The organism is Pseudomonas sp. PS01300 (assembly GCF_029960155.1).
GTDB classification, from domain to species: Bacteria; Pseudomonadota; Gammaproteobacteria; order Pseudomonadales; family Pseudomonadaceae; genus Aquipseudomonas; species Aquipseudomonas palmensis.
Genome location: NZ_JASCPN010000039.1, coordinates 29,703 through 52,103, shown reverse-complemented (window position 1 = coordinate 52,103; position 22,401 = coordinate 29,703). Strand labels below are relative to the sequence as shown.

At 65.7% G+C, this 22,401-nt stretch carries 15 protein-coding genes; 5 read left to right on the top strand and 10 right to left on the bottom strand.

The features are described 5' to 3' along the window. Positions 1–200: 200 nt before the first annotated feature. The gene (locus tag QMX96_RS18295) at positions 201–1,421 is read left to right on the top strand and encodes an MFS transporter (RefSeq protein ID WP_254997987.1); all 1,221 of its coding nucleotides are present in this window, start codon (positions 201–203) and stop codon (positions 1,419–1,421) included. Positions 1,422–1,721: 300 nt separating this feature from the next. Then, positions 1,722–2,879 (top strand): MFS transporter, encoded by a 1,158-nt coding sequence (locus QMX96_RS18290; protein WP_282362185.1) that lies wholly within the window; start codon positions 1,722–1,724, stop codon positions 2,877–2,879. Between the two features lie 9 nt (positions 2,880–2,888). Here the strand turns inward: QMX96_RS18290 and QMX96_RS18285 are convergent, their stop codons facing one another. From QMX96_RS18285 to QMX96_RS18270, 4 genes are all read right to left on the bottom strand, one after another. Then, positions 2,889–5,345: a TonB-dependent receptor gene (locus QMX96_RS18285; RefSeq protein WP_282362184.1), complete on the bottom strand. Its 2,457-nt coding sequence runs from the start codon at positions 5,343–5,345 to the stop codon at positions 2,889–2,891. 91 nt (positions 5,346–5,436) lie between these two features. After that, positions 5,437–6,393, bottom strand: a complete 957-nt coding sequence (locus QMX96_RS18280) for a FecR domain-containing protein (protein WP_282362183.1) — start codon at positions 6,391–6,393, stop codon at positions 5,437–5,439. Then, positions 6,380–6,895, bottom strand: a complete 516-nt coding sequence (locus QMX96_RS18275) for a sigma-70 family RNA polymerase sigma factor (RefSeq protein ID WP_043864315.1) — start codon at positions 6,893–6,895, stop codon at positions 6,380–6,382. The genes QMX96_RS18280 and QMX96_RS18275 overlap by 14 nt, the downstream gene beginning before the upstream one ends. Before the next feature lie 110 nt (positions 6,896–7,005). Then, the gene (locus QMX96_RS18270) at positions 7,006–8,004 is read right to left on the bottom strand and encodes a LacI family DNA-binding transcriptional regulator (RefSeq protein ID WP_229589130.1); all 999 of its coding nucleotides are present in this window, start codon (positions 8,002–8,004) and stop codon (positions 7,006–7,008) included. A 247-nt stretch (positions 8,005–8,251) separates the two neighbouring features. Between QMX96_RS18270 and QMX96_RS18265 the strand changes: the two genes are divergently transcribed. Beyond that, positions 8,252–9,583: an MFS transporter gene (locus QMX96_RS18265; RefSeq protein ID WP_043864317.1), complete on the top strand. Its 1,332-nt coding sequence runs from the start codon at positions 8,252–8,254 to the stop codon at positions 9,581–9,583. Between the two features lie 13 nt (positions 9,584–9,596). After that, positions 9,597–10,952, top strand: coding sequence for an amidase (locus QMX96_RS18260; RefSeq protein WP_282362181.1), 1,356 nt, complete (start codon positions 9,597–9,599; stop codon positions 10,950–10,952). A 7-nt stretch (positions 10,953–10,959) separates the two neighbouring features. Here the strand turns inward: QMX96_RS18260 and QMX96_RS18255 are convergent, their stop codons facing one another. The 5 genes from QMX96_RS18255 to QMX96_RS18235 form a co-directional block, all read right to left on the bottom strand. Continuing rightward, positions 10,960–13,350 carry a TonB-dependent receptor gene (locus QMX96_RS18255; protein WP_282362180.1) on the bottom strand — a complete coding sequence of 797 codons (2,391 nt, stop codon included), beginning with the start codon at positions 13,348–13,350 and terminating at the stop codon, positions 10,960–10,962. 85 nt (positions 13,351–13,435) lie between these two features. Then, positions 13,436–14,404, bottom strand: a complete 969-nt coding sequence (locus QMX96_RS18250; RefSeq protein WP_282362179.1) for a FecR domain-containing protein — start codon at positions 14,402–14,404, stop codon at positions 13,436–13,438. Further along, entirely contained in the window at positions 14,401–14,931 is a 531-nt protein-coding gene (locus QMX96_RS18245) for a sigma-70 family RNA polymerase sigma factor (RefSeq protein WP_282362178.1), read from the bottom strand. The genes QMX96_RS18250 and QMX96_RS18245 overlap by 4 nt, the downstream gene beginning before the upstream one ends. A 101-nt stretch (positions 14,932–15,032) precedes the next feature. Next, on the bottom strand, positions 15,033–16,199 hold the full coding sequence (locus QMX96_RS18240; protein WP_104572250.1) for a PLP-dependent aspartate aminotransferase family protein: 1,167 nt from the start codon (positions 16,197–16,199) through the stop codon (positions 15,033–15,035). Continuing rightward, positions 16,196–17,572, bottom strand: coding sequence for a cystathionine beta-synthase (locus QMX96_RS18235; RefSeq protein ID WP_043864322.1), 1,377 nt, complete (start codon positions 17,570–17,572; stop codon positions 16,196–16,198). Before QMX96_RS18235 ends, QMX96_RS18240 begins: the two co-directional genes overlap by 4 nt. A 208-nt stretch (positions 17,573–17,780) precedes the next feature. On the opposite strand from QMX96_RS18235, the gene metE reads away from it, so the two are divergent. Continuing rightward, a complete protein-coding gene (metE, locus tag QMX96_RS18230; RefSeq protein WP_282362177.1) occupies positions 17,781–20,069 on the top strand; it encodes a 5-methyltetrahydropteroyltriglutamate--homocysteine S-methyltransferase in 2,289 nt (762 codons plus the stop codon). A gap of 99 nt (positions 20,070–20,168) precedes the next feature. Here the strand turns inward: metE and QMX96_RS18225 are convergent, their stop codons facing one another. Continuing rightward, positions 20,169–22,373 (bottom strand): OsmC domain/YcaO domain-containing protein, encoded by a 2,205-nt coding sequence (locus tag QMX96_RS18225; RefSeq protein WP_116052796.1) that lies wholly within the window; start codon positions 22,371–22,373, stop codon positions 20,169–20,171. Positions 22,374–22,401: the final 28 nt, after the last annotated feature.

Below are 22,401 nucleotides of genomic sequence, written 5' to 3'. Positions count from 1 at the left end.
GGCTTGACCCGCGATGCAGTCACCGCGCATGTGCCTGGCTCCGCGGCGATGCAATCGCGGGTCAAGCCCGCTCCCACAAGTGCTCGCGATGCTAGCGTTACTGAGAATTATTAACAAGTAGCCCACTCACTGAAAAGAATAGTGCGCTTGCTAACGAATTCTGGATAATTGGATCCCGACCACCCGATGGACGTTTTCCCATGGCCTTGAGCACCGCCCCGTCAAGTACGCACGCCAGCACCGCCGCGCCCAGCCAGAGCAGCCCGCTGGTGATGCGTATCATCGCTGCCTGTGCGCTGGCGCACCTGATCAACGACCTCATCCAGGCGGTGCTGCCGTCGATCTACCCGCTGCTCAAGGCCAACTACGGGCTGAGCTTCACCCAGGTGGGGCTGATTACCCTGACCTTCCAGATCACCGCCTCGCTGCTGCAACCGGCCGTCGGTTTCTATACCGACCGCAAGCCGATGCCCAACCTGCTGCCCCTGGGCACCCTGTGCACCCTGGTGGGCATCGTGATGCTGGCGTATGTCGGCAGCTTCCCGATGATTCTGCTGGCTGCGGCACTGGTGGGCATCGGCTCCTCGACCTTCCACCCGGAAACCTCGCGCATCGCGCGCCTGGCCTCGGGCGGGCGCTTCGGCCTGGCGCAGTCGACCTTCCAGGTCGGCGGCAATGCCGGCTCGGCGTTCGGGCCGCTGCTGGCTGCCGCCATCATCATCCCGTTCGGCCAGGGCAACGTGGTGTGGTTCGGCCTGTTCGCGCTGTTTGCAGTGATCGTCACCTACGGCCTGAGCCGCTGGTACCGCGGCCACCTGGCGCTGTTCAAGGCCAAGGCCGGCCAGGCCGCCACCCACGGCCTGAGCCGCAACCGGGTGATCGGCGCGCTGGTGGTGCTGGGCCTGCTGGTGTTCTCCAAGTACTTCTACATGGCCAGCCTGACCAGCTACTTCACCTTCTACCTGATCGAGAAGTTCGACCTGTCGGTGGCCAGTTCGCAGCTGTACCTGTTCCTGTTCCTGGGGGCGGTGGCTGCCGGGACCTTCTTCGGCGGGCCGATCGGCGATCGCATCGGGCGCAAGGCGGTGATCTGGTTCTCGATTCTGGGCGTGGCGCCGTTCACCCTGGCGCTGCCGTATGCCGACCTGTTCTGGACCAGCGTGCTCAGCGTGATCATCGGCTTCATCCTGGCTTCGGCGTTCTCGGCCATCGTGGTGTACGCGCAGGAGCTGGTGCCGGGCAACGTGGGCATGATCGCGGGGATCTTCTTCGGCCTGATGTTCGGCTTTGGCGGTATCGGCGCGGCGCTGCTGGGCTACCTGGCAGACATTCACGGCATCGAGTACGTGTACACGTTGTGTTCGTACCTGCCGCTGTTCGGGCTGCTGGCGATTCTGCTGCCGTCCACGCGCAAGCGCTGACAGCGCGCCGGCCAGGCGTCGATGCGATTGACGCCTGGCCGGGGTTTCACCTAGAGTGCCGGCCTTCCTTTTCCTGTAGTCGACCCATGAAACGTTTCTCCCGTCCTTGCGCAGCAAAGCCGCCGGTAGTCCAGGCCCTGCTGTGCGACTGGCCGTGCGATACGGTGCTCAAGCGTCGGCGCAGCGTCCTGTTCGCCTTCACCTTTTCTCCTCCGCGCGCCTGAACTGAACGTCGCTTTCAGAACACAGTCATGTTGATGCCTGCGCGCATGTGCGCGTCGGCGGGTTTCGGAGTTGTAGATGAACACGCGTTTGCTGGCGGGCCTTCTGTTCGCCGTTTCGATCGTAGGGTTGAGCCTGGGCGCCACCCTGCCACTGGTTTCCCTGCGCCTGCTCGATGCCGGGGCCAGCACCCTGCACATCGGCATCCTGTCGGCCGCGCCCGCTGCCGGCATGATGCTCTCGGCGCTCCTGGTGGACGCCTGCTGCCGCCACCTCACCCGGCGCACCATCTACCTGCTCAGCTTCGGCCTGTGCGCCCTGAGCGTGGGGCTGATCGAGTGGGCGTTCGACTCCACCTGGCTGCTCGGCCTGCTGCGCCTGGGCATGGGCGTGGGCATGGGGATCGCGATCATCCTGGGCGAATCCTGGGTCAACGAACTGAGCGAAGAGCACAACCGCGGCAAGGTCATGGCGCTGTACGCCACCGCCTTCACCGGTTGCCAGATGCTCGGCCCGACCATGCTTGCGCTGTTCGGCACCCATAGCCCTTGGGTGATCATCGTGGTCAGCGGCTGCTATGCCCTGGCCCTGGCGAGCATCGTGTGGACAGTGCCCAACGACTATGTGGAGCACGGTGACGACGGCGAGAAGAGCTTTACGCTGGGCGGCTTCTTTCGTGTGGCACCGGCCCTGTGCATGGGCGTGCTGTTCTTCTCGTTCTTCGATGCGGTGATTCTCTCGCTGCTGCCGGTGTACGCCACCAACCACGCCTATGCGGTGGGCGTGGCGGCGCTGATGGTCACGGTGATCCTGACCGGCGACATGCTGTTCCAGTTGCCGCTGGGCTGGCTGGCCGACCGCTGCGAGCGCACCACGGTGCACCTGGTGTGCGGCGTGGTGGCGATGCTGATCGGCCTGGCGCTGCCGTGGCTGATCCAGGTGCAGTGGCTGCTGTGGCCGGCGCTGGTGCTGCTGGGGGCGGTGGCGGGCGGGGTGTATACCCTGGCGCTGGTGCTGATCGGCCAGCAGTTCAAGGGCCAGGACCTGGTCACGGCCAATGCCAGCGTCGGCCTGTTGTGGGGTGTGGGCAGCCTGGTGGGGCCGCTGGTCAGTGGCGCGGCCATGGACGTCGCCCCCCATGGCCTGCCGATGGCACTGGCGGCGATGGCCGCGCTGTTCGTGTGCTTTGCCCGCAGCTCGCGGCGCAAGGCCTATGCGGCCCGCACCGCGCAGTAGCGGCCGGCCTCAGAAGCTTGCGCGCAGGGTCAGCGAGACGTTGCGCGGGTCGCCGTAGTAGTACCCCGTGGCCGTGGCGCCTACCTTCTTGTAGTAGTGCTTGTCGAACAGGTTGTTGGCGTTGAGCTGCAGCGAATAGTGCTGGTTGAAGCGGTAGTCCAGCAGCGCGCTGTACACCGCATAGCCGCTTTGCGAGGCCACGGCATTGCCGTTGCGCGAGTAGATGTCGCTTTGCGCACTGACCCCGCCACCCACGGTCCAGGCGTCGTATGCCCCCGGCAGGCGATAGCTGGTGAACAGCTTCAACTGGCGCTTGGGGTCGGTGGGGCGCAGCACGTTGCCGGTGTTGCTGAGGGTGTCCTTGAGGTACTCGGTGGTGGTGTAGGTGTAGCCGCCCGACACCTGCCAGCCGGGCAGCACTTCGCCGGTCACTTCCAGTTCGAACCCTTCGCTGCGGTTCTTGCCGGCGGCCACCTTGCAGTGGCCGCTGGTGTAGTTGGGCAGGCACGGGTCGGGGCTGCCCAGGTCATCCAGGGCGTTGCCCACCTGGTAGATGCGGAACACCGCCAGCGAGGTGTTGAGCCTGCCATCGTAGAACTCGCCCTTTATGCCCAGCTCGTAGGCTTCGCCAGTGACCGGGTCGAGCACCGCGTTGGACGCATCGGTGGCGCTTTGCGGGTTGAAGATCTCGGTGTAGCTGCCGTACAGGCTCAGGTTGTTGTTCAGGTCGTAGATCAGCGCCGCATATGGCACGATCTCGCGGTCGACGCTGTACTTGCCTGAGGTCTTGAGGTTGTTTTCCTGCTCATAGTCGTACCAGTTGATGCGCGCGCCGATCACCGCGGTCAGCGGGTCGGCCAGCGAGATGCGCCAGGTGGCGTGCGCCGCCTGCTGGGTGGTGCGGGTCATCACCGGCTTTGCGCTGATGTTGATCGACGGCTCGGGCAGGCTGGTCTTGGGGTCCCATTCGCGAATGTCGAACACCCCGGAGGCCGTGAAGTTGGTGGCCGAGGCAGTGGAGTCGTTGCGGATGCGCTCCACGCCCACCATCAGTTCGTGCTCGCGGCCCAGCAGCTGGAAGGGGCCGTTGAGGGTGGCGCTGAGGTTGGTCTGCTCGCTTTCGCCGCCGTCGCCCTCGGTCACCTGGTAGTTCATCAGGTAGGGGTTGGTGGTGCTGGCGCGGGTGAAGTAGGTCTGCTTGAAGCCGTGGTCGTCGAGGCGAAACTGCGTGCGGGTGCCCGATACCTTGAGCGTCCAGTCGTTGTCGAACACATGCTCGAGTTCGGCGAAGGTCTGCAGGTTGCTGCGGTTCCAGCGGTTCCAGTCGGCGCCCAGGTAGGTGCTGCGCGAGAGCTTCAGCGGCGAGCCATCGAAGTTGGCTGGCAGGCCGCCCCACGAGCCGGTGGCCTCCAGCTCGGTGTATTCGATGCCACCGGTGAGTGTGGTGCGTTCGCCCAGGTCGGCGGCCAGCACGCCGTAGAACACGTTCTTGCGCTCCATGCGGCTGTCCTGGAACGAGTCCTTGTCATCGTGCACGGCGATCATGCGGCCGCGGATCGCGCCGTTGTCGGTCAGCGCGCCTGACAGGTCGGCCACGTAGCGCTGAGCATCCCAGGAGCCGGCGGTGACGCTGGCCGAGGCCTGGAAGTCCCGGGTAGGGCGCTTGCGCACCAGGTTGACGGTGCCCGAGGGGTTGCCCGCGCCGCGCAGCATGCCGGTGGCGCCGCGCAGGATCTCGGCGCGGTCGATGATCGCCGAGTCACTCTGGATGAACGAGCCGCCGCCACTGCCTTGCACCACGGTGGCGCCGTCATACTGGATGGCGTCGATCTGGTAGCCGCGCGAGTAGTAGGTGACGCGCTCGCTGTCGACGTAGTCGACCACCACACCCGGGGTCTGCTCCATCAGGGTGGTGAGGTTGGTGATGTTCTGGTCGTCCAGGCGCTGGCGGGTCAGCACCGACACCGATTGCGGCGTGTGGCGCAGGGTCTGGGGCATCTTGCCGATGGTCACCGCACCGGTGGTGTACGAGCCGCTGTGCTCGGTGGTTTCGCCCAGGCGGTCGCTGGAGATGCTGGTGGCGCCCAGCTCCAGGGCGTCGCCGATGTCCACCGCCGGCAGCAGCAGGAAGCTGTTGGCCGACTTCTGCTGCACCTGCACGCCGCTGCCCTGCAACAGCAGCGCCAGGGCCTGGGCGTTGTCGTGGCTGCCGGACACGCCGGCGGTGGTCTTGCCCTGCAGGCTGGCGGCGTCATACGACAGGTTCAGCCCACCCTGGCGGGCCATCTGCTCAAGTGCTGCGTCCAGGGGCCCTGCGGGAATGTTCCAGCGTTGCACCTGCTGGGTGGCCGCAGGTGCGGCAGCGCCCAGCAACGGCGCAGCGGCGGCGCTCAGGGCCAGGCCGAGCAAGGCGCCACGCACGGCGCGCTGAAGGGGATCGGGGCGGGCAACACTGGGGTGGATCATTCGGGGCTCCTGAGAAGAGACAGACGTTTCGCCTTTATCCCTACAGGCCGAAGCTGAATGAGAAACCACCTCATTTATTTTTCAAACAGATTCAAGCCGGGCTGACACTGACCCAGTAGCGGGTGCGGTAGTCGATGCGAATCGGCAGTGCCTCGGCCACCAGCGCCAGGATCTGGTCGGTGTCGGCCAGCTGATAGGTGCCGAACACCTTCAACCCGGCCACCGCCTCGGCGCAGCGCAGCACGCCGGGGCGGTAGCGCGACAGCTCGGCGATGAACTCGCCCAGGGGCATCCGCTGCACGCTGAGCACGCCTTCGCGCCAGCCCCACGGGTCGGCGTGAGTCACGGCCGGGCCGACCTGGCCGCTGGCGCTGAACAGCAGTTGCTCGCCGGGGCGGGCGATGCGCGGCGCGGTGCCGTTGCCGGGGTACAGCGTCACACTGCCCTGGCGCACCGCCAGCAGGGTGCCGTCGGTACGTTCGCGTACCAGCAATTGCGAGCCTTGCGTTTGCAGTACACCGTCACGGGTGGTCACGCGCAGGGGGCGTGGGTCGTTGCCGGTATCGATGGACACCTCGCCCTGGATCAGGCTCAGCGCACGCAGGTCGGCCGCGAAGCGCAGGTCGATGGCGCTGGCGGTGTTGAGCTGGATCACGCTGCCGTCGTTGTTGTGGAAGGTGCGCCGCTCACCGGTGGCGGTGTGCTTGTCGGCCAGCAGGGTGGGCAGCCCGAGCGGCTCGCGACCGACCCAGCCCAGGGTGCCGGCGGCGCCGAGCAGGCCCAGCAGCTTGAGGCTGTCGCGCCGGCTGATGCTGCGTCGCTGCGTGCCCTCCAGGGTGCGCCGACTGAGCTCGCGGGGCAGGCTGCTGAACTCTTCGCTCATGGCCTGGACCTGGGCCCAGGCCAGGGCGTTGTGCGGGTGCTGGTCGAGCCAGCGACCAAAGGCCTGTTCGGCCTGTACGGTGGGCGTGTTGTAGTGCAGTTGCACCAGCCATTCGATGGCCTGCTCAACGTGGGCCTGGCCCGGTGCTGGCTCAGCCCCGGGCATGGCGCAACCGATAGCAGACGCCCATGGCCTTGGCCAGGTCGCGCTCCACCGTGGCGCGGGACACACCCAGCTGTTCGGCGATTTTCGGGCAGCTCATGTCGTCCAGTTGCGCGTGCAGAAACACCTGGCGCACCCGTGGCTTGAGCTGCATCAGCAGGCGGTCGAGACGTTGCAGTGTGTCGAGGATCATCCAGCGCTGTTCTTCGCTGGGCGCGTGCGCGGCGGGCAGGTGGGCCAGGCTTTCGAGGTAGGCCTGTTCCAGCGCGCGGCGGCGGAACTGGTCGATCATCAGGCCGCGGGCGATGCTGCTCAGGTAGGCACGCGGCTGCTTGAGCGGGTGCGCGTGGCGAGCCTTGAGCAGGCGCACGAAGGTATCCTGGGCCAGGTCGGCGGCGTGGGCGTGACAGCCAACGCGGCGCTGCAGCCAGGTGTTGAGCCATGAGTGGTGGGTACGGTAGAGCAGGTCGACCTCGGACGGAGGGAGCGTGTCGCTGGTGGGCATCGTCGGTCGGGGCCTGCGCGCAAGAAGTGATTGTGAATCGTTCGCATTCTATGCGGGGAGCAGGGCGCGATGCAATTGGTGGGCGTGCGGGCCTCTTCGCCAGCCGTTCTTCAGCCAGCCACCCGCAATCCCGAGCTCGCCCGCACCTGCAACTGCGGCGCCAGAATGATCGACTCCACCGCTTCACCCTTGATGCGCTTGAGCAGCAACTCCACTGCATGCCGACCCATCTCGGCCAGCGGCAGGCGCACGCTGGTCAGCGGCACGATCAGTTCGTTGGCCAATGGTGTGTCGTTGAAGCCCACCACGGCGATGTCCTTGCCCGGCTCCAGGCCCTTGTCCCGCGCGGCGCCCATCAGGCCGATGGCCAGAAAGTCGTTCACTGCGAAAAACGCCTGGGGGCGCGGGTTCAACCCCAGCAGGTACTCGCCCTGCTTGTGCCCGGTGAGGCTGTCGAACGGGCCATTGAGCGTCCATTCCGGGCGCAGGGTAATGCCCTGTTCGCGGTAGTACCGGGTAAAGCCGCGGGTGCGGTCGGCACCGGTGGAGGCGTGCCGCTCGCCCGCCAGGATCGCCACGTCGCGACAGCCCAGGCGGTACAGGTGCTCGGCCGCCAGCCAGCCGCCCAACTCGTCATCGCTGCCCGCCGTGAGGTGCCCGGCAATCTGCCGGCTGACCAGCACGTAGGGGATGTGCTTGCGCCCCAGCAGCTCCAGCAGTGGCTGCTGCTCGCCCACGTGCGAGTCGCCCACGATCAACCCCGCCACCGAGCGGCGCAGGGCATGCTCGGCCCGCGCCAGCTGGCGGGGTTGCTGATCGTCGGTATTGGACACGAAGGTCAGGTAGCCAGCCTGTTCGGCGGCGGCGTCGATGCTGTCGTAGATGGTCGCCATCACCAGGTCGGTAAGGCGCGGCATGAGCACGCAGATCTCCTGGCTTTTGCGCAACTTCAGGTTGGATGCCTGCGTGTTCGGCCGATAATCCAGCTCTTTCGCCAACGCGCGAATACGCGCCACCACCTCGGCCGATGCCGCGCGCTCGACCCCGGCAGGGTCGCCATTGAGCACCCGCGACACGGTGGAAACGTGCACCCCGAGGGCGGTTGCCATGGACTTCAAGGTGGCAGGGCGTGATGGAGTGGGCATGTTCGAGGGGCTTCCAACCGTGGCTGATTTCGGGGCGCGATTCTAACCCAATCGACGGCTTGTCTCGGCAAACAACCTTTACCCAAACGATTGACTAAATGTTTTTGTGTGAATACATTCGCTCAACCCAAACGTTTGGGCAACACAATAAAAATACGCCGGACGCGGCCGCATTTTTGACTTCTGCCATCACTTGAAGAGTCAGATCCCTATGAACAACCCACCCGTTCCGCGCTTTCGCTACCAGATTTTCTTCCTCATCATGCTGATGGCGCTGCTCAACTACATCGATCGTGGTGCCATTTCGTATGCCTCGGCCAGCATTCTCCCCGAGTACGGTTTCGACAAGGCCGACTGGGGCAACGTGCTGGGCTATTTCGGCTACGGCTACATCGTCGGTGCGTTGATCGGCGGCATCCTGGCCGACCGTTTCGGCGCCAAGCGCGTATGGCTGATCGCCGGCGGCACCTGGTCGATCTTCGAGATCGCCACCGCCTTTGCCGGCGACATGGGCCTGGCCTTCATGGGCGGTTCGGCCATGGCCGGCTTTGCCACCATCCGCGTGCTGTTCGGCTTTGCCGAAGGCCCGGCGTACTCGGTGATCAACAAGAGCGTGGCCAACTGGGCCACGCCCAAGGAGCGCGGCTTCGTGGTCTCGGTGGGCCTGCTCAGCACACCGCTGGGCGCCTTGCTCACCGCCCCGGTGGCGGTCGGCCTGCAGACCCTGACCGGCGACTGGCGCAGCATGTTCGTGGTACTGGGCGTGGTCAGCCTGGCGCTGCTGATCTTCTTCATGACCCGCTTCACCAACACCCCGGATGAAAACCCGCGGGTGTCCGAGGCCGAGCGCGAGTTCCTGCGCCAGGAGCGTGCCGCTGCCGCCAACGCCAGCACCCCGACCACCAGCGTCGCGCCGATCTGGCACTTCTTCAAGAACAAGGACCTGCTGCTCAATGCGGTGGGCTACTTCTCGTTCGTGTACGTCACCTTCCTGCTGCTGACCTGGACCCCCAAGTACCTGCAGGACGAGTTCCACTACAACCTGTCGTCGCTGTGGTACATGGGCATGATCCCGTGGACCGGCGCCTGCTTCACCGTGCTGCTGGGCGGCAAGATCTCCGACCTGCTGCTGCGTCGCACCGGCAACCTGAAGGTGGCGCGCAGCTGGCTGGCCGCAACCTGCCTGCTGCTGACCACGCTGTGCTTCATGCTGGTGTCGCAGGCCCAGACCGTGTGGGGCGTGATCGCCCTGATGACCCTGGCCAACGCCCTCAACGCGCTGCCCAACTCGGTCTACTGGGCCGTGGTCATCGACACCGCGCCATCCAACCGCGTCGGTGCCTACAGCGGCATGACCCACTTCATCGCCAACACCGCCTCGTTCATCGCGCCGATGCTCACCGGCTACCTGACCGTGCGCTATGGCTACTCGTCGATGTTCGTGGCCGCCGCCGTGGCCACGGCCCTGGGCATGAGCGCGATGCTGATGGTGCGCCCCGGCAGCCGGCAGGTTGTCCCTTCCCCTACACCTGCAACGGTTTGATGGAGTTGCCTGTATGAACCTGGCCAAGCCAACCCACACTGGATACTTTTTTGGCCTGTCGGTCAGCGACCTGGCGCAGCGTCTGCGCGCCGGAAGCCTGACGAGTGTCGAGCTGACCCAGGCCGCGCTCGAAAGCATCGAGCGCCTGAACCCGGCACTGAATGCCTTTGTCGCCGTGGATGCCGAGGTGTCGCTGGCGCAGGCGCGCAAGGCCGACGAACTGTTTGCCCAGGGCCTGGACCTGGGCCCGCTGCACGGCATACCGGTAGCGATCAAGGACAACATCGACACCTTCGATCACGTGACCACCTATGGTTCGGCGCACTTCGAAGGCTTTCGCCCCACGCAGGACGCCCTGTGCGTGCAGCGCCTGCGCGAGGGCGGCGCGGTAATCGTGGGCAAGACCCTGACCCACGAGTTTGCCTATGGCCCCACCGGCGACCGCTCGCTGCAGGGCGCGGCGCGCAACCCGTGGGATGCGCGCTGCATCACCGGCGGTTCGAGCGCCGGCAGTGCAGCGGCGGTGGCCAGCGGCATGGTGCCGCTGGCGCTGGGTACCGATACCGGCGGCTCGATCCGCATTCCGGCGGCGTTGTGCGGCGCGGTCGGCTTCAAGCCGTCGTTCGCTGCCGTGCCGCTGGACGGGGTGTTCCCGCTGTCGTCGAGCCTCGACCACGTGGGCCCGATTGCCAACCATGTGGACGATGCCCGAGTAGTGTTCGAAGTGATCGCCGCGCGTACCTGCACGCCGGCCACGCTGCGTCGCCCGCTGCGTGTAGGCTGGATCGAGCCGGGCACTTTCGGGCCATTGGACGCCGACGTTCAGGGGCAGGTGTACCAGGCTGCGCAGCAGCTGTTTGGCGATGCACTGGAGCAGACCGGCGAGCTGGAGCCGTTGGTGGCGCAGCTCAAGGACACCTTGCTCACCCTGCAGCGCGCCGAGGCCTACGACGTGCATGCCGAGCGCATGCAGACGGCGCCGCAGCTGTTCGAGCAGGAGGTGCGCGAACGCCTTGAGCTGTCACGGGAGGTCAGGGGCTGGCAGTACATTCGCGCCCAGGCCGGCCAGGTTCGGCTCAAGGCGGCGATGGCGCGGCTGTTCGATCGTTATGACTTCCTGGTCTCGGCCAGCGTGCCGATCACCGCGACGCCGGTGGATGCACGCGAGGTACAGGTGGGTGAGCAATGTATCGACGTGCGTGCTGCAGTGCTCAGTTACACCAGTGCCTGGAACCTCACCGGCCTGCCAGCCATCAGCCTGCCGGCAGGGCAGGTGCGGGGCATGCCGGTGGGGCTGCAGGTGATCGGTGCGGCGGGTGCAGACGATCAGCTGCTGCAGTTGCTGGCGCAGCGCTACGTTCGCACTTGATGCAGCCTCAGAACGTCCACTTGGCATTCACCATGGCATTGCGCGGTTCGCCGTAGGAGCCTGAGTTGAAGGTGCCCAGGCCGTCGTAGTAATGGGTGTCGAACAGGTTGTTGAGGTTCAGGCCGACCGTGAGGTGTTCATCCACCGCATAGTTGGCCAGCAACCCGACCACCCCGTAGTCACCCTGGTGTGCCTTGGTGCCGTAGGTGCCGTTGACCGCGTAGATGTCGCTCTGCCAGACCAGGTTGCCGCCCACGGTCAGGCGGTTCAGCTGCCCCGGCAGGCGGTAGGTGGTGCCGAGCTTGAACAGGTTCATCGGCTGGTTGGTTTCGACCCGATTGCCGTCCTTGTCGTGGGATTCACGGTAGGTATAGCCGCCGATGATGTTCCAGCCCGGCAACACTTCGCCGGACACTTCGGTTTCGATGCCGCGCGTGGTGGTACCGGCAATGGCCCGGTAGATTTCGCGCCCTTGGGGCGACTCGCCAACGTACTGCGGGGTGTTCTTCTGCTGCACTTCGAACAGTGCCAGGCTCGCATTCAGCGCACCGTCGTAGAACTCGCCCTTGATGCCCAGTTCGTAGTTGTCGCCTTGCAGCGGCTCCAGCGAGGTGTTGCTGGCAGTCTTGTAGTAGGTCTGCGGCTGGAAGATGTTGGTGTAGCTGGCGTACACCGAGAAGGTGTCGTTCAGGTCCAGCACCACACCGGCATACGGGGTGACCACGCCGGATTTTTTTGTGCGGTCGCGGCTGGTGCTGGCGCCGGTCGGTTCGTCGCTGCTGTCGTCTTTCTGATCCCACCAACTGACCCGGGTGCCGAGGATGATCGACAGCGGGTCATAGGGTTTGAGGCGCAGGGCCGTGTAGGTGCCCGACTGGCTCAGGCGGGTCAGGCTTTCTTCGGTCTTGGACAGGTGCGGCTTGCCGCCCGGGTTGCCATCCCACTGGTTGATATCGTCGACCGCCGGGTTGGCACGTTGATAGGTCGGGTAGTTGAGGTGGGTGTAGGCGATGTTGGCACCCACCACCAGTTCATGCTCGCGCCCACCCAGCTCGAACGGGCCGCTGGCGTACAGGTCGGCGTTGTCCTGGGTCTGGTAGCTGTCCAGGCGGTTGATGTACATCGACACGCCGGCGCCGGTCTGCGGGTCGGGCGCCCCGGCACTGGCCGAACCGGTCACGCCGCGGCGGTAGGCGTACTGGTGGCTGTAGGACGCCTTGAGGCTCCAGTCGTTGGCGAGTTTCTGCTCCAGCACGCTGGTGAAGTTGTACTGGGTGTTGTCCAGGTAGCTCCAGCGGGCTCCGGGGTTGAACGAGCGGGAAAAGTTCGTCGCGCTGCCATTGTTGTTGAACAGCGGAATGTGCCCGAAGCTGACCCCGTCGGAGTTGTTGTTCTGGTAGTCCAGGCTCACACGCAGCAGGGTGCTTTCGCTCAGGTCGAAATCCAGTGCGCCGTAGATCACGCGCTTGTCGGTCTTGTACCAGTCGACGAACGAGTTGGCGGTTTCATAGGCGCTGACCAGGCGGCCGCGCACCGTACCCGAGTCGGTCAGCGGGCCGGCGACGTCGAATTCGCCCCGGTAGCGGTCCCAGGCCCCGGCTTCTCCCGAGACGTAGCCCTGGAAGTCGGCCGTGGGCCGCTTGCGCACCAGGTTCAGGGTGGCCGAGGGCGAGCCCGCACCGCTGAGCAGGCCGGTGGCACCGCGCACCACTTCGACACGGTCGTAGATCGCCATGTCCGACAGGGTGCTGGTGAATTGCTGCGACTCGTTGGCCACCTGGGTCGGGATGCCGTCGTACTGTATGTTCTGGATCTGGAAACCGCGCGAGTAGAAGGTATAGCGGTCGCTGTCGCGGTGGTTGCTCGACAGGCCGGGGGTGAACTTGACCACATCGTCGAGCGAGGCAAGCTTGTGGTCGTCCAGTACCTGGCGCGGGATCACGGTGACCGACTGCGGGGTTTGGCGCAATGACAGGCCGAGCTTGGTGGCGGTGCGGGTCTGGCCGGTGGTGTAGGCGCCGGTGTTCTCGGTGGTCTCGCCCAGGCCTGCGCCGTTGATGCTGGTGGCGCCCAGTTCCACGGCGTTGCCGGTGGGGGCGGTGATCAGCTGGTAGCGGTTTTCGCCAGTGCGCACCACGCTCAGGCCCGTGCCGGCAAGCATGCCGTGAAGGGCCTGCTCAGGGGTACTTGCGCCGGTCACGGGCCGGCTCTGTTTGCCGGCGGTCAGGGCGGCGTCGCTGGCCAGGTAGATACCGGCCTGGCTTGCCAGCTGGTTCAACTGGCTGGCCAGGGGGCCGGCGGGGATGTCCAGTGGCGCGGCGGTGGCGGCGCCGCTGGCGAGTGCAATGAGCAGGGCCAGGGGGCGTTTCAACAGGGCAGGGGCAGAGGCGAGTGGCATGCAGAATCCTTCGGGCGCGCAGGGGTGAAAGGGTGTTCTCCTCTAATTCGAATGAGCCGCAAAAACCGGAAGCACCTGACGCTTTTTATTTTTCGGCAGGCTCCAGGGTCACCCACCAGTCGAAGCGTCGCGACACTCGCACCGGCAAGGCGCTTTCGAGCATGGCAAGCACCTGGTCGGTATCGTTGAGCGGGTAGGTGCCCATGACCCTTAACGATGCGATCAGCGGGTTCACCGCCAGGTGCCCGCGTCGATGGTCGGCCAGCTCTGCAATGAAATCCCCCAGTTGCATGTCCTGCGCCACCAGCAGGCCTTGGCTCCAGGCCTGGCGTTGGGCGCAGGCCGGCGTGGTGGCGGCCATGGTGCTGGCATCGAAGCCCAGGCCCTGCCCCGCATTGGCCACCCGCTGTATTGCGCTGGCGGCACAGGTGGCGCGTACCGCGCCGTCGTACACGTTGAGCAGGGTGCGGGCGCCCTGCTGGCGCACACTGAAGCGCGTACCCAGGGGCACCAGGCTGCCGGCCCGGGTCTGCACCTGGAAGGGCCGCGCCTCAGCGGCGGTCTCGATCAGCACTTCACCGCTGTACAGGGTCAGCAGCCGGCGCTGCCCGTCCAGTTGTACATCCAGGGCGGTGGCGCTGTTGAGCCACAGGAGGGTACCGTCGGCCAGCACCTGGCGACGTACCTCGCCCACTGCGGTGGTGGTGCCGGCAGTGAGCGCTTGCAGGTCGTCCACCCAGTGGCGTTGCCAGCCCAGCCAGCCCAGCGTTGCCCCACCGCTGAGCACGCACAGGCTGCTTAGCACCTGGCGGCGGGAGCGTTGCGTACGCCGCAGGCTGGCGAGCGTCTGATGCGCCGCCCCGGCTTGCGGTTGCAGGCTGTCGAAGCGCTGGCTGATGCGCTCCACGTAGGTCCAGGCGATACGATGCTGTTCCTGTTGTTCCAGCCACTGTTGCCACTGGCCCCGCAAGGCCGCATCGGCTGGCGCGGCGCGCAGGCGTGCGAACCAGTCGGCGGCCTGCTCCAGGGTGGCAGAGTCCAGGGCCGCGCTCACAGCAAGGCCCCGTCCAGCTCCACTTCCAGCAGCAGGCACTGGAGCATGGCCTGGGCCATGTACTTGGTGACCGTGCGTTCGCTTACACCCAGCTGCGTGGCGATCTGGCGATAGTTCAGGCCCTGCAATTGCGCCAGGCAAAAGGCTTCGGCCACAGGTGCCGGCAAGCGTTCGAGCATGGCCTGCAATTGGCCCAGGGTCTCCAGGATCAACGCCTGGTGCTCTTCGGAGGGGGCGATGCGTCGCGGCTGGTTGGCCAGCGTCTGCTGCCATGCACGCTCGACCTGCTTGCGGCGCTGGAAATCCACATACAGGTGTTTGGACACCGTACTCAGGTAGGCCCGCGCATGCCCGTCGCTACTGAACTCGCGCGGTTGCGCGAGCAGGCGCAGGAATACGTCGTGGGCCAGCTCTGCGGCATCGTGCACGTTGCCCAGACGCCGCGCCAGCCACTGCTGGATCCAGCCGTGATTGTCGCTGTAGAGGCTGGCCACGTTGGTACGGTAGCCGCAAGGAGGGGAGGTCATCGTGTGGCGCCCGTACCGAATGAGAATAGTTATCAAGTATATTCAGCCGGCGGGCATTGAGCAATCAGCGCAAGCAAGGGGCTGGCTTGCGCTGATGGGGGTCAGATACGTGCGAGTGCCTGGGCCAGGTCTGCGCGCAGGTCATCGAAGTCTTCCACGCCTACCGACAGGCGCACCAGGGCGTCGCCAATGCCCAGTTGCGCGCGCGTCTGCTCGGGGATGGTGGCATGGGTCATGATCGCCGGGTGCTCGATCAGGCTTTCCACACCGCCCAGGCTTTCGGCCAGGGCAAAGATCTGTACCTGTTCCAGGAAGCGTCGGGCACCGGCCAGGTCGGTAGCCAGGTCGAGCGAGATCATCCCGCCAAAACCGTGCATCTGCTGGCGCGCCAGGGCGTGCTGCGGGTGCGAAGGCAAGCCGGGATAGTACACACGCGCCACCTGCGGTTGCTGTTCGAGCCACTGCGCCAGCGCCAGGGCATTGCTGCAGTGGCGCTCCATGCGCAGGGCAAGGGTCTTGACCCCGCGCAAGGTGAGGAAGGCATCGAACGGGCCGGCGATGGCGCCCACCGCGTTCTGTATGAAGCCCAGGCGCTCGGCCAGCTCGGCGTTGTCACCCACCACGGCAATGCCGCCGATCACGTCCGAATGCCCGTTGAGGTACTTGGTGCTCGAGTGCACCACGATGTCGAAACCCAGTTCCAGCGGGCGCTGGATCCATGGGCTGGCAAAGGTGTTGTCGGCCACGCAGAGGATGCCGCGTGCGCGGCAGAGGCGTGCGATGGCCGCCAGGTCGCTCAGGCGCAGCAGCGGGTTGCTCGGGGTTTCGATGCACACCATGCGCGTGTCGTCCTGCAACGCTGCCTCGAACGCGGCAAGGTCGGACAGGTCGACGAAGCTGAAGCGGTGCCCGGCGCTGCGCCGACGCACCCGTTCGAACAGGCGGAAGGTGCCGCCGTACAGGTCATTGCCCGAAACGATGTGGGAGCCGGCATCCAGCAGTTCGAGCACCGCCGAGATCGCCGCCAGCCCGGAGGCGAAGGCGAACGCCTGGGTGCCGCCCTCCAGATCGGCCACGCAGCGCTCCAGTGCCCAGCGCGTGGGGTTGTGCGAGCGCCCGTAGTCCAGGCCCTTGTGCACGCCGGGGCTCTGCTGGATGTAGGTGGAGTTGGCATAGATCGGCGGCATCAGCGCGCCGGTGGATGGGTCGGGCGATTGCCCTGCATGGATCACGCGGGTGGCGAAGGCGGTCTTGTCGTGCTGGGTCATGGGAGTGCTCTGCGCAAGTGGTTAAGCATATCGACACGGGTGATCAGGCCGTGAAAGCCCGAGGCGTCGGCAATGATCGCCACCAGGCCACGGTCCAGTTCGGCCTGCAGCGCCGCCAGGCTGGCAGACGGCGGCAGGGTTTCCAGCTGGTCGGTCATGGCGCTGGCCACGCTCAGGGAGAAGTGCGACGGGTCTTCATGCATGCCCAGCAGGATGTCGGATTCATCGATCACGCCCACCAGGCGCTGGCCATCGACCAGCACCGGCAATTGCGACACGTCGGCCAGGCGCATGCGCTGGAAGGCAGTGAGCAGGGTGTCGTCGGGGCGCACGCTGATCACCCGGCCATCCTCGAAGCGCCGCGCGATGAGGTCGCGCAGGTCGCCGTAGCGGGTGCGCTGCAGCAGGCCCTGGTCGGTCATCCACTGGTCGTTGTAGACCTTGGACAGGTAGCGCGTGCCGGTGTCGCACACAAAGCTGACCACGCGCTTGGGTTCGGTCTGCTCGCGGCAGTAGCGCAGCGCGGCGGCCAGCAGGGTGCCGGTGGAGGAGCCGCCCGGAATGCCTTCGGCGCGCAGCAGCTGACGCGCATGCTCGAAGCTTTCTTCGTCGCTGATCGAGTAGGCCTGGCGCACGCTGGAGAGGTCGGCGATCGAGGGCACGAAGTCCTCACCGATGCCTTCCACTGCCCACGCCCCAGGCGTGATCAGGGTGCCGCTGCGGCTGTACTCGGCCATCACCGAGCCCACCGGGTCGGCCAGCACCATGGCCAGGCCCGGCTGCACGCGCTTGAAGAAACGGGTCAGCCCGGTAAGGGTGCCGGCCGAGCCCACGCCGACCACGATGGCGTCCACATCGTGCTGGGTCTGCGCCCAGATTTCCGGGGCGGTGCTGGTCTCGTGGGCCAGCGGGTTGGCGGGGTTGTTGAACTGGTCGGCGAAGAACGCATCGGGGATGTCCGCCGCCAGCCGTGCGGCCACGTCCTGGTAATAGTCGGGGTGGCCCTTGCCGACGTCGGAGCGGGTGATGTGCACCTCGGCGCCCATGGCCTTGAGGTGCAGCACCTTCTCGGTGGACATCTTGTCGGGCACCACCAGCACCACCCGGTAGCCCTTGGCCCGCCCGACCAGCGCCAGGCCCAGGCCGGTGTTGCCGGCGGTGGCCTCGACGATGGTGCCGCCGGGGCGCAGGCGCCCGTCGCGCTCGGCGGCATCGATCATGGCCAGGCCGATGCGGTCCTTGATCGAGCCGCCGGGGTTCTGTGATTCGAGTTTGAGGAACAGTGTGCAGGGGCCGGTATCGAAGCGGCTCACCTGCACCATCGGGGTGTTGCCGATCAGGGCAAGTACGGCGGGGTTCGAGGCGTTGGGCATGACGTCATCTCGCTTCGGGGTCGTTTGACCTTAGGCGCAGATCAGGGGCCTCGCAACCCTGTCCGGCCAGCCGGTTGCGCCTCCAGGCGCAGCGCTGTCGATGTCTTTACATGAGCAGAACTTGATTTGATGTGAAATTAAATGAGTTTGTCTCATTCTGCGGCCCTGACGACAATGGCTGCCATCACCCCCTAAGGAGAGCATTGTCATGGCATTGGCCCACTCACTCGGATTCCCCCGTATCGGTCGCGACCGCGAACTGAAAAAGGCGCAGGAAGCGTTCTGGAAAGGCGAGCTCGACGAGGCGGGCCTGCGTGCTGTGGGCAGCGAACTGCGCAAGGCCCACTGGGCCCTGCAGCGCCAGGCCGGCATCCAGTTGCTGCCGGTGGGCGATTTTGCCTGGTACGACCAGGTACTGACCCATTCGCTGATGTTCGGCGTGGTGCCCGAGCGCTTTCGCCCGCAGCACGGCAAGGCCACCCTGCAGACCCTGTTCGGCATGGCGCGTGGCGTCAGCGACAGCTGTTGTGGCGGTGCGCATGCCCAGGAGATGACCAAGTGGTTCGACACCAACTACCACTACCTGGTGCCTGAATTCAGCGCCGACCAGCAGTTCAGCCTGGGCTGGGAACAATTGTTCGAGGAAGTGGCCGAGGCCAGGGCCCTGGGCCACGACGTCAAGCCGGTGGTGATCGGCCCGCTGACCTACCTGTGGCTGGGCAAGACCAAGGGCGGCGACTTCGACAAGCTCGAGCTGCTCGAGCGCCTGCTGCCGCTGTACGGCGAGATTTTCCAGCGTCTGGCGGCACAGGGTGTGGAGTGGGTGCAGATCGACGAGCCGATCCTGGCGCTGGACCTGCCGCAGGCGTGGAAGAACGCCTTCGAGCGTGCCTACAACCTGATCCAGCGCGACCCGCTGAAAAAGCTGGTTGCCACCTACTTCGGTGGCCTGGAGGAGAACCTGGGGCTGGCGGCCAACCTGCCGGTCGACGGATTGCACATCGACCTGGTGCGCGCCCCCGAGCAGTACCCGACCATTCTCGACCGCCTGCCGGCCTACAAGGTGCTGTCGCTGGGTGTGGTCAACGGCCGCAACGTGTGGCGCTGCGACCTGGACAAGGCCCTGGCCGTGCTGCAGCACGCCCATGAACGCCTGGGCGAGCGCCTGTGGGTGGCGCCGTCGTGCTCGCTGCTGCACAGCCCGGTAGACCTGGGCCGTGAAGACACGCTCGATGCCGAGCTCAAGAGCTGGCTGGCCTTTGCCGTGCAGAAGTGCGAGGAAGTCGCGATCCTGGCCCATGCCCTCGACCAGCCCGAGGCGGCCCCGGTGGTGCAGGCCCTGGCCCGCAGCCGTGCGGTGCAGGCCAGCCGCGCTGCCTCCACGCGCATCCACAAGCCGGCGGTGCAGGCCCGTGTGGCAGCCATCAGCGAGAAGGACAGCCAGCGCCACTCGCCCTTTGCCACGCGAATTGCCCGCCAGCGTGCCCGCCTGAACCTGCCGCTGTTGCCGACCACCACTATCGGTTCGTTCCCGCAGACCGGTTCCATTCGCCTGGCACGCCAGTCGTTCAGGCAGGGCAAGCTGAGCGAGGGCCAATACGTGGAGGCGATGCACAGCGAGATTCGCCACGCCGTGCAGGTGCAGGAGCGCCTGGGTCTGGACGTGCTGGTGCACGGTGAAGCCGAGCGCAACGACATGGTCGAGTACTTTGCCGAGCAGCTCGATGGGTACGTGTTCACCCGCTTCGGCTGGGTGCAGAGCTACGGTTCGCGCTGTGTGAAACCGGCGGTGATCTTCGGCGACCTGAGTCGACCGCATGCCATGACGGTGGAGTGGATCCGCTACGCACAGGGCCTGACCGACAAGGTGATGAAGGGCATGCTGACAGGGCCGGTGACCCTGCTGATGTGGTCGTTCCCGCGTGAAGATGTGTCGCGCGAGGTGCAGGCGCGGCAACTGGCGCTGGCCATCCGCGATGAAGTGGTGGACCTGGAGGCGGCCGGCATCAAGATCGTGCAGATCGACGAGGCGGCGTTTCGTGAGGGCCTGCCGCTGCGCCGGGCGCAGTGGCAGCAGTACCTGGACTGGGCTACCGAAGTGTTTCGCCTGTGCGCCTCGGGCGTGCGCGACGAAACCCAGATCCACACCCACATGTGCTACAGCGAGTTCAACGATGTGATCGAATCGATTGCCGCCATGGATGCCGACGTGATCACCCTCGAAACCTCGCGTTCGGACATGGAACTGCTGGAGGCATTCGAAGCCTTCCACTACCCGAACGAGATCGGCCCGGGGGTTTACGACATCCACTCACCCCGGGTGCCGGAGGCTTCGGAAATGGCCGAGCTGCTGCGCAAGGCTGCCCGGCGCATTCCGGCCGAGCGCCTGTGGGTCAACCCGGACTGCGGCCTGAAGACCCGCGGCTGGCCGGAAACCGAGGCGGCGCTGGCGAACATGGTGAGTGCTGCCCGCTTGTTGCGCAACGAGCTGGGATGATCGTTCGAGGCTTGTTGGCCGCCACCACGACCTGTTGGCGAACGAACAAGCCTGGCAACGCCGATCCTGCAGGCCATGGCCTGCAGGATCGGCGTTGTATCAGCGTGTGCCCGCTACCGCACGGGCACGTGCCGCATGCAGCTTCTTGTAGCTGTCGATCAGGCGCAGGTGACGGTCCAGACCTTCGAGCTTCATGCTGGTGGGGGTCAGGCCGTAGAAACGCACGCTGCCATCCACCGAGCCCAGTACGGCATCCATGCGCTCGTCCCCGAACATGCGCCGGAAGTTGACGGCGTAGTCTTCAAGCGCCATCTCGTCGTCCAGCACCACCTCCAGCACCACGTTCAACGCCTGGTAGAACAACCCGCGCTCGACGGTGTTGTCGTTGTACTGCAGGAAGGTCTCCACCAGCTCCTTGGCCTCCTCGAAACGCTCCAGCGCCAGGTGAATCAGCAGCTTGAGCTCCAGGATGGTCAACTGACCCCACACCGTGTTGTCGTCAAACTCGATGCCGATCAGCGTGGTGATGTCGGTGTAGTCGTCCAGTTCGCTGTCTTCGAGGCGCTCGACCAGCGCTTGCAGGGCGTCATCGTCCAGGCGGTGCAGGTTGAGGATGTCGGCACGGAACAGCAGCGCCTTGTTGGTGTTGTCCCACACCAGGTCGTCGACCGGGTAGATCTCCGAGTAGCCCGGTACCAGGATGCGGCAGGCGGTGGCACCCAGGTGCTCGTACACCGCCATGTACACTTCCTTGCCCATGCCTTCGAGGATGCCGAATAGGGTGGCAGCTTCTTCGGCGTTGGAGTTTTCACCCTGGCCGGAGAAGTCCCACTCGACGAACTCGAAGTCGGCCCTGGCACTGAAGAAGCGCCACGACACCACGCCGCTGGAGTCGATGAAGTGCTCGACGAAGTTGTTGGGCTCGGTCACCGCCTGGCTTTCGAAGGTCGGCTGCGGCAGGTCATTCAGACCCTCGAAGCTGCGCCCTTGCAGCAGCTCGGTGAGGCTGCGTTCCAGCGCCACTTCAAGGCTTGGGTGCGCGCCGAACGAGGCGAACACGCCGCCGGTGCGCGGGTTCATCAGGGTCACGCACATTACCGGGAACTCACCGCCCAGCGACGCATCCTTGACCAGCACCGGGAAGCCCTGGGCCTCCAGGCCCTGGATGCCGGCGAGGATGCCGGGGTACTTGGCGATGACGTCCTGCGGCACGTCGGGCAGGGCCAGCTCGCCTTCGAGGATCTCGCGCTTGACCGCGCGCTCGAAGATCTCCGACAGGCACTGCACCTGCGCCTCGGCCAGCGTGTTGCCGGCGCTCATGCCGTTGCTCAGGTACAGGTTTTCGATCAGGTTGGACGGGAAGTACACCACCTCGCCATCGGACTGGCGCACGAAGGGCAGGGCGCAGATGCCACGCTCGGTGTTGCCTGAGTTGGTGTCGTACAGGTGCGACCCACGCAGTTCGCCGTCGGGGTTGTAGATGTCGCGGCAGTGGGCGTCGAGGATCTCGGCCGGCAGCGCGTCCTTGCGGCCCGGCTTGAACCAGCGCTCGTCGGGGTAGTGCACGAAGTCGGCGTTGGCGATGTCTTCGCCCCAGAACTGGTCGTTGTAGAAGAAGTTGCAGTTAAGGCGTTCGATGAACTCACCCAGTGCCGAGGCCAGTGCGCCTTCCTTGGTCGCACCCTTGCCGTTGGTGAAGCACATGGGCGAATGCGCATCGCGGATGTGCAGCGACCAGACGTTGGGCACGATGTTGCGCCACGAGGCGATCTCGATCTTCATCCCAAGCCTGGCGAGGATGCCCGACATGTTGGCGATGGTCTGTTCCAGCGGCAGGTCCTTGCCGGCGATCACGGTGCGCGTCTGCGCCTGGGCGTCCAGCATCAGCAGGGCCTGGGCGTCGGCATCGAGGTTGTCGACTTCCTCGATCACGAACTCGGGACCGGTCTGCACCACCTTCTTCACGGTGCAGCGGTCGATGGAACGCAGGATGCCCTGGCGGTCCTTGGCCGAGATGTCGGCCGGCAGCTCGACCTGGATCTTGAAGATCTGGTTGTAGCGGTTTTCCGGGTCGACGATGTTGTTCTGCGACAGGCGAATGTTGTCGGTGGGGATGTTGCGCGTTTCGCAGTACAGCTTGACGAAGTAGGCCGCGCACAGGGCCGAGGAGGCCAGGAAATAGTCGAACGGGCCGGGTGCCGAACCATCGCCCTTGTAGCGGATGGGTTGGTCGGCCACCACCGTGAAGTCATCGAACTTGGCTTCAAGTCGAAGGTTGTCGAGAAAATTGACCTTGATTTCCATGCGGGAATACCGTGCTGAAAGTGCGAAA

Excerpts from the sequence above, each read along its gene's own strand:
- QMX96_RS18255 (WP_282362180.1), bottom strand. The coding sequence starts at position 13,350 with ATGCCACTCGCCTCTGCCCCTGCCCTGTTGAAACGCCCCCTGGCCCTG.
- QMX96_RS18240 (WP_104572250.1), bottom strand. The coding sequence starts at position 16,199 with ATGACCCAGCACGACAAGACCGCCTTCGCCACCCGCGTGATCCATGCA.
- QMX96_RS18285 (WP_282362184.1), bottom strand. The coding sequence starts at position 5,345 with ATGATCCACCCCAGTGTTGCCCGCCCCGATCCCCTTCAGCGCGCCGTG.
- QMX96_RS18235 (WP_043864322.1), bottom strand. The coding sequence starts at position 17,572 with ATGCCCAACGCCTCGAACCCCGCCGTACTTGCCCTGATCGGCAACACC.
- QMX96_RS18290 (WP_282362185.1), top strand. The coding sequence starts at position 1,722 with ATGAACACGCGTTTGCTGGCGGGCCTTCTGTTCGCCGTTTCGATCGTA.
- QMX96_RS18270 (WP_229589130.1), bottom strand. The coding sequence starts at position 8,004 with ATGGCAACCGCCCTCGGGGTGCACGTTTCCACCGTGTCGCGGGTGCTC.
- QMX96_RS18225 (WP_116052796.1), bottom strand. The coding sequence starts at position 22,373 with ATGGAAATCAAGGTCAATTTTCTCGACAACCTTCGACTTGAAGCCAAG.
- QMX96_RS18265 (WP_043864317.1), top strand. The coding sequence starts at position 8,252 with ATGAACAACCCACCCGTTCCGCGCTTTCGCTACCAGATTTTCTTCCTC.
- QMX96_RS18260 (WP_282362181.1), top strand. The coding sequence starts at position 9,597 with ATGAACCTGGCCAAGCCAACCCACACTGGATACTTTTTTGGCCTGTCG.
- QMX96_RS18275 (WP_043864315.1), bottom strand. The coding sequence starts at position 6,895 with ATGCCCACCAGCGACACGCTCCCTCCGTCCGAGGTCGACCTGCTCTAC.
- QMX96_RS18280 (WP_282362183.1), bottom strand. The coding sequence starts at position 6,393 with ATGCCCGGGGCTGAGCCAGCACCGGGCCAGGCCCACGTTGAGCAGGCC.
- metE (WP_282362177.1), top strand. The coding sequence starts at position 17,781 with ATGGCATTGGCCCACTCACTCGGATTCCCCCGTATCGGTCGCGACCGC.
- QMX96_RS18245 (WP_282362178.1), bottom strand. The coding sequence starts at position 14,931 with ATGACCTCCCCTCCTTGCGGCTACCGTACCAACGTGGCCAGCCTCTAC.
- QMX96_RS18295 (WP_254997987.1), top strand. The coding sequence starts at position 201 with ATGGCCTTGAGCACCGCCCCGTCAAGTACGCACGCCAGCACCGCCGCG.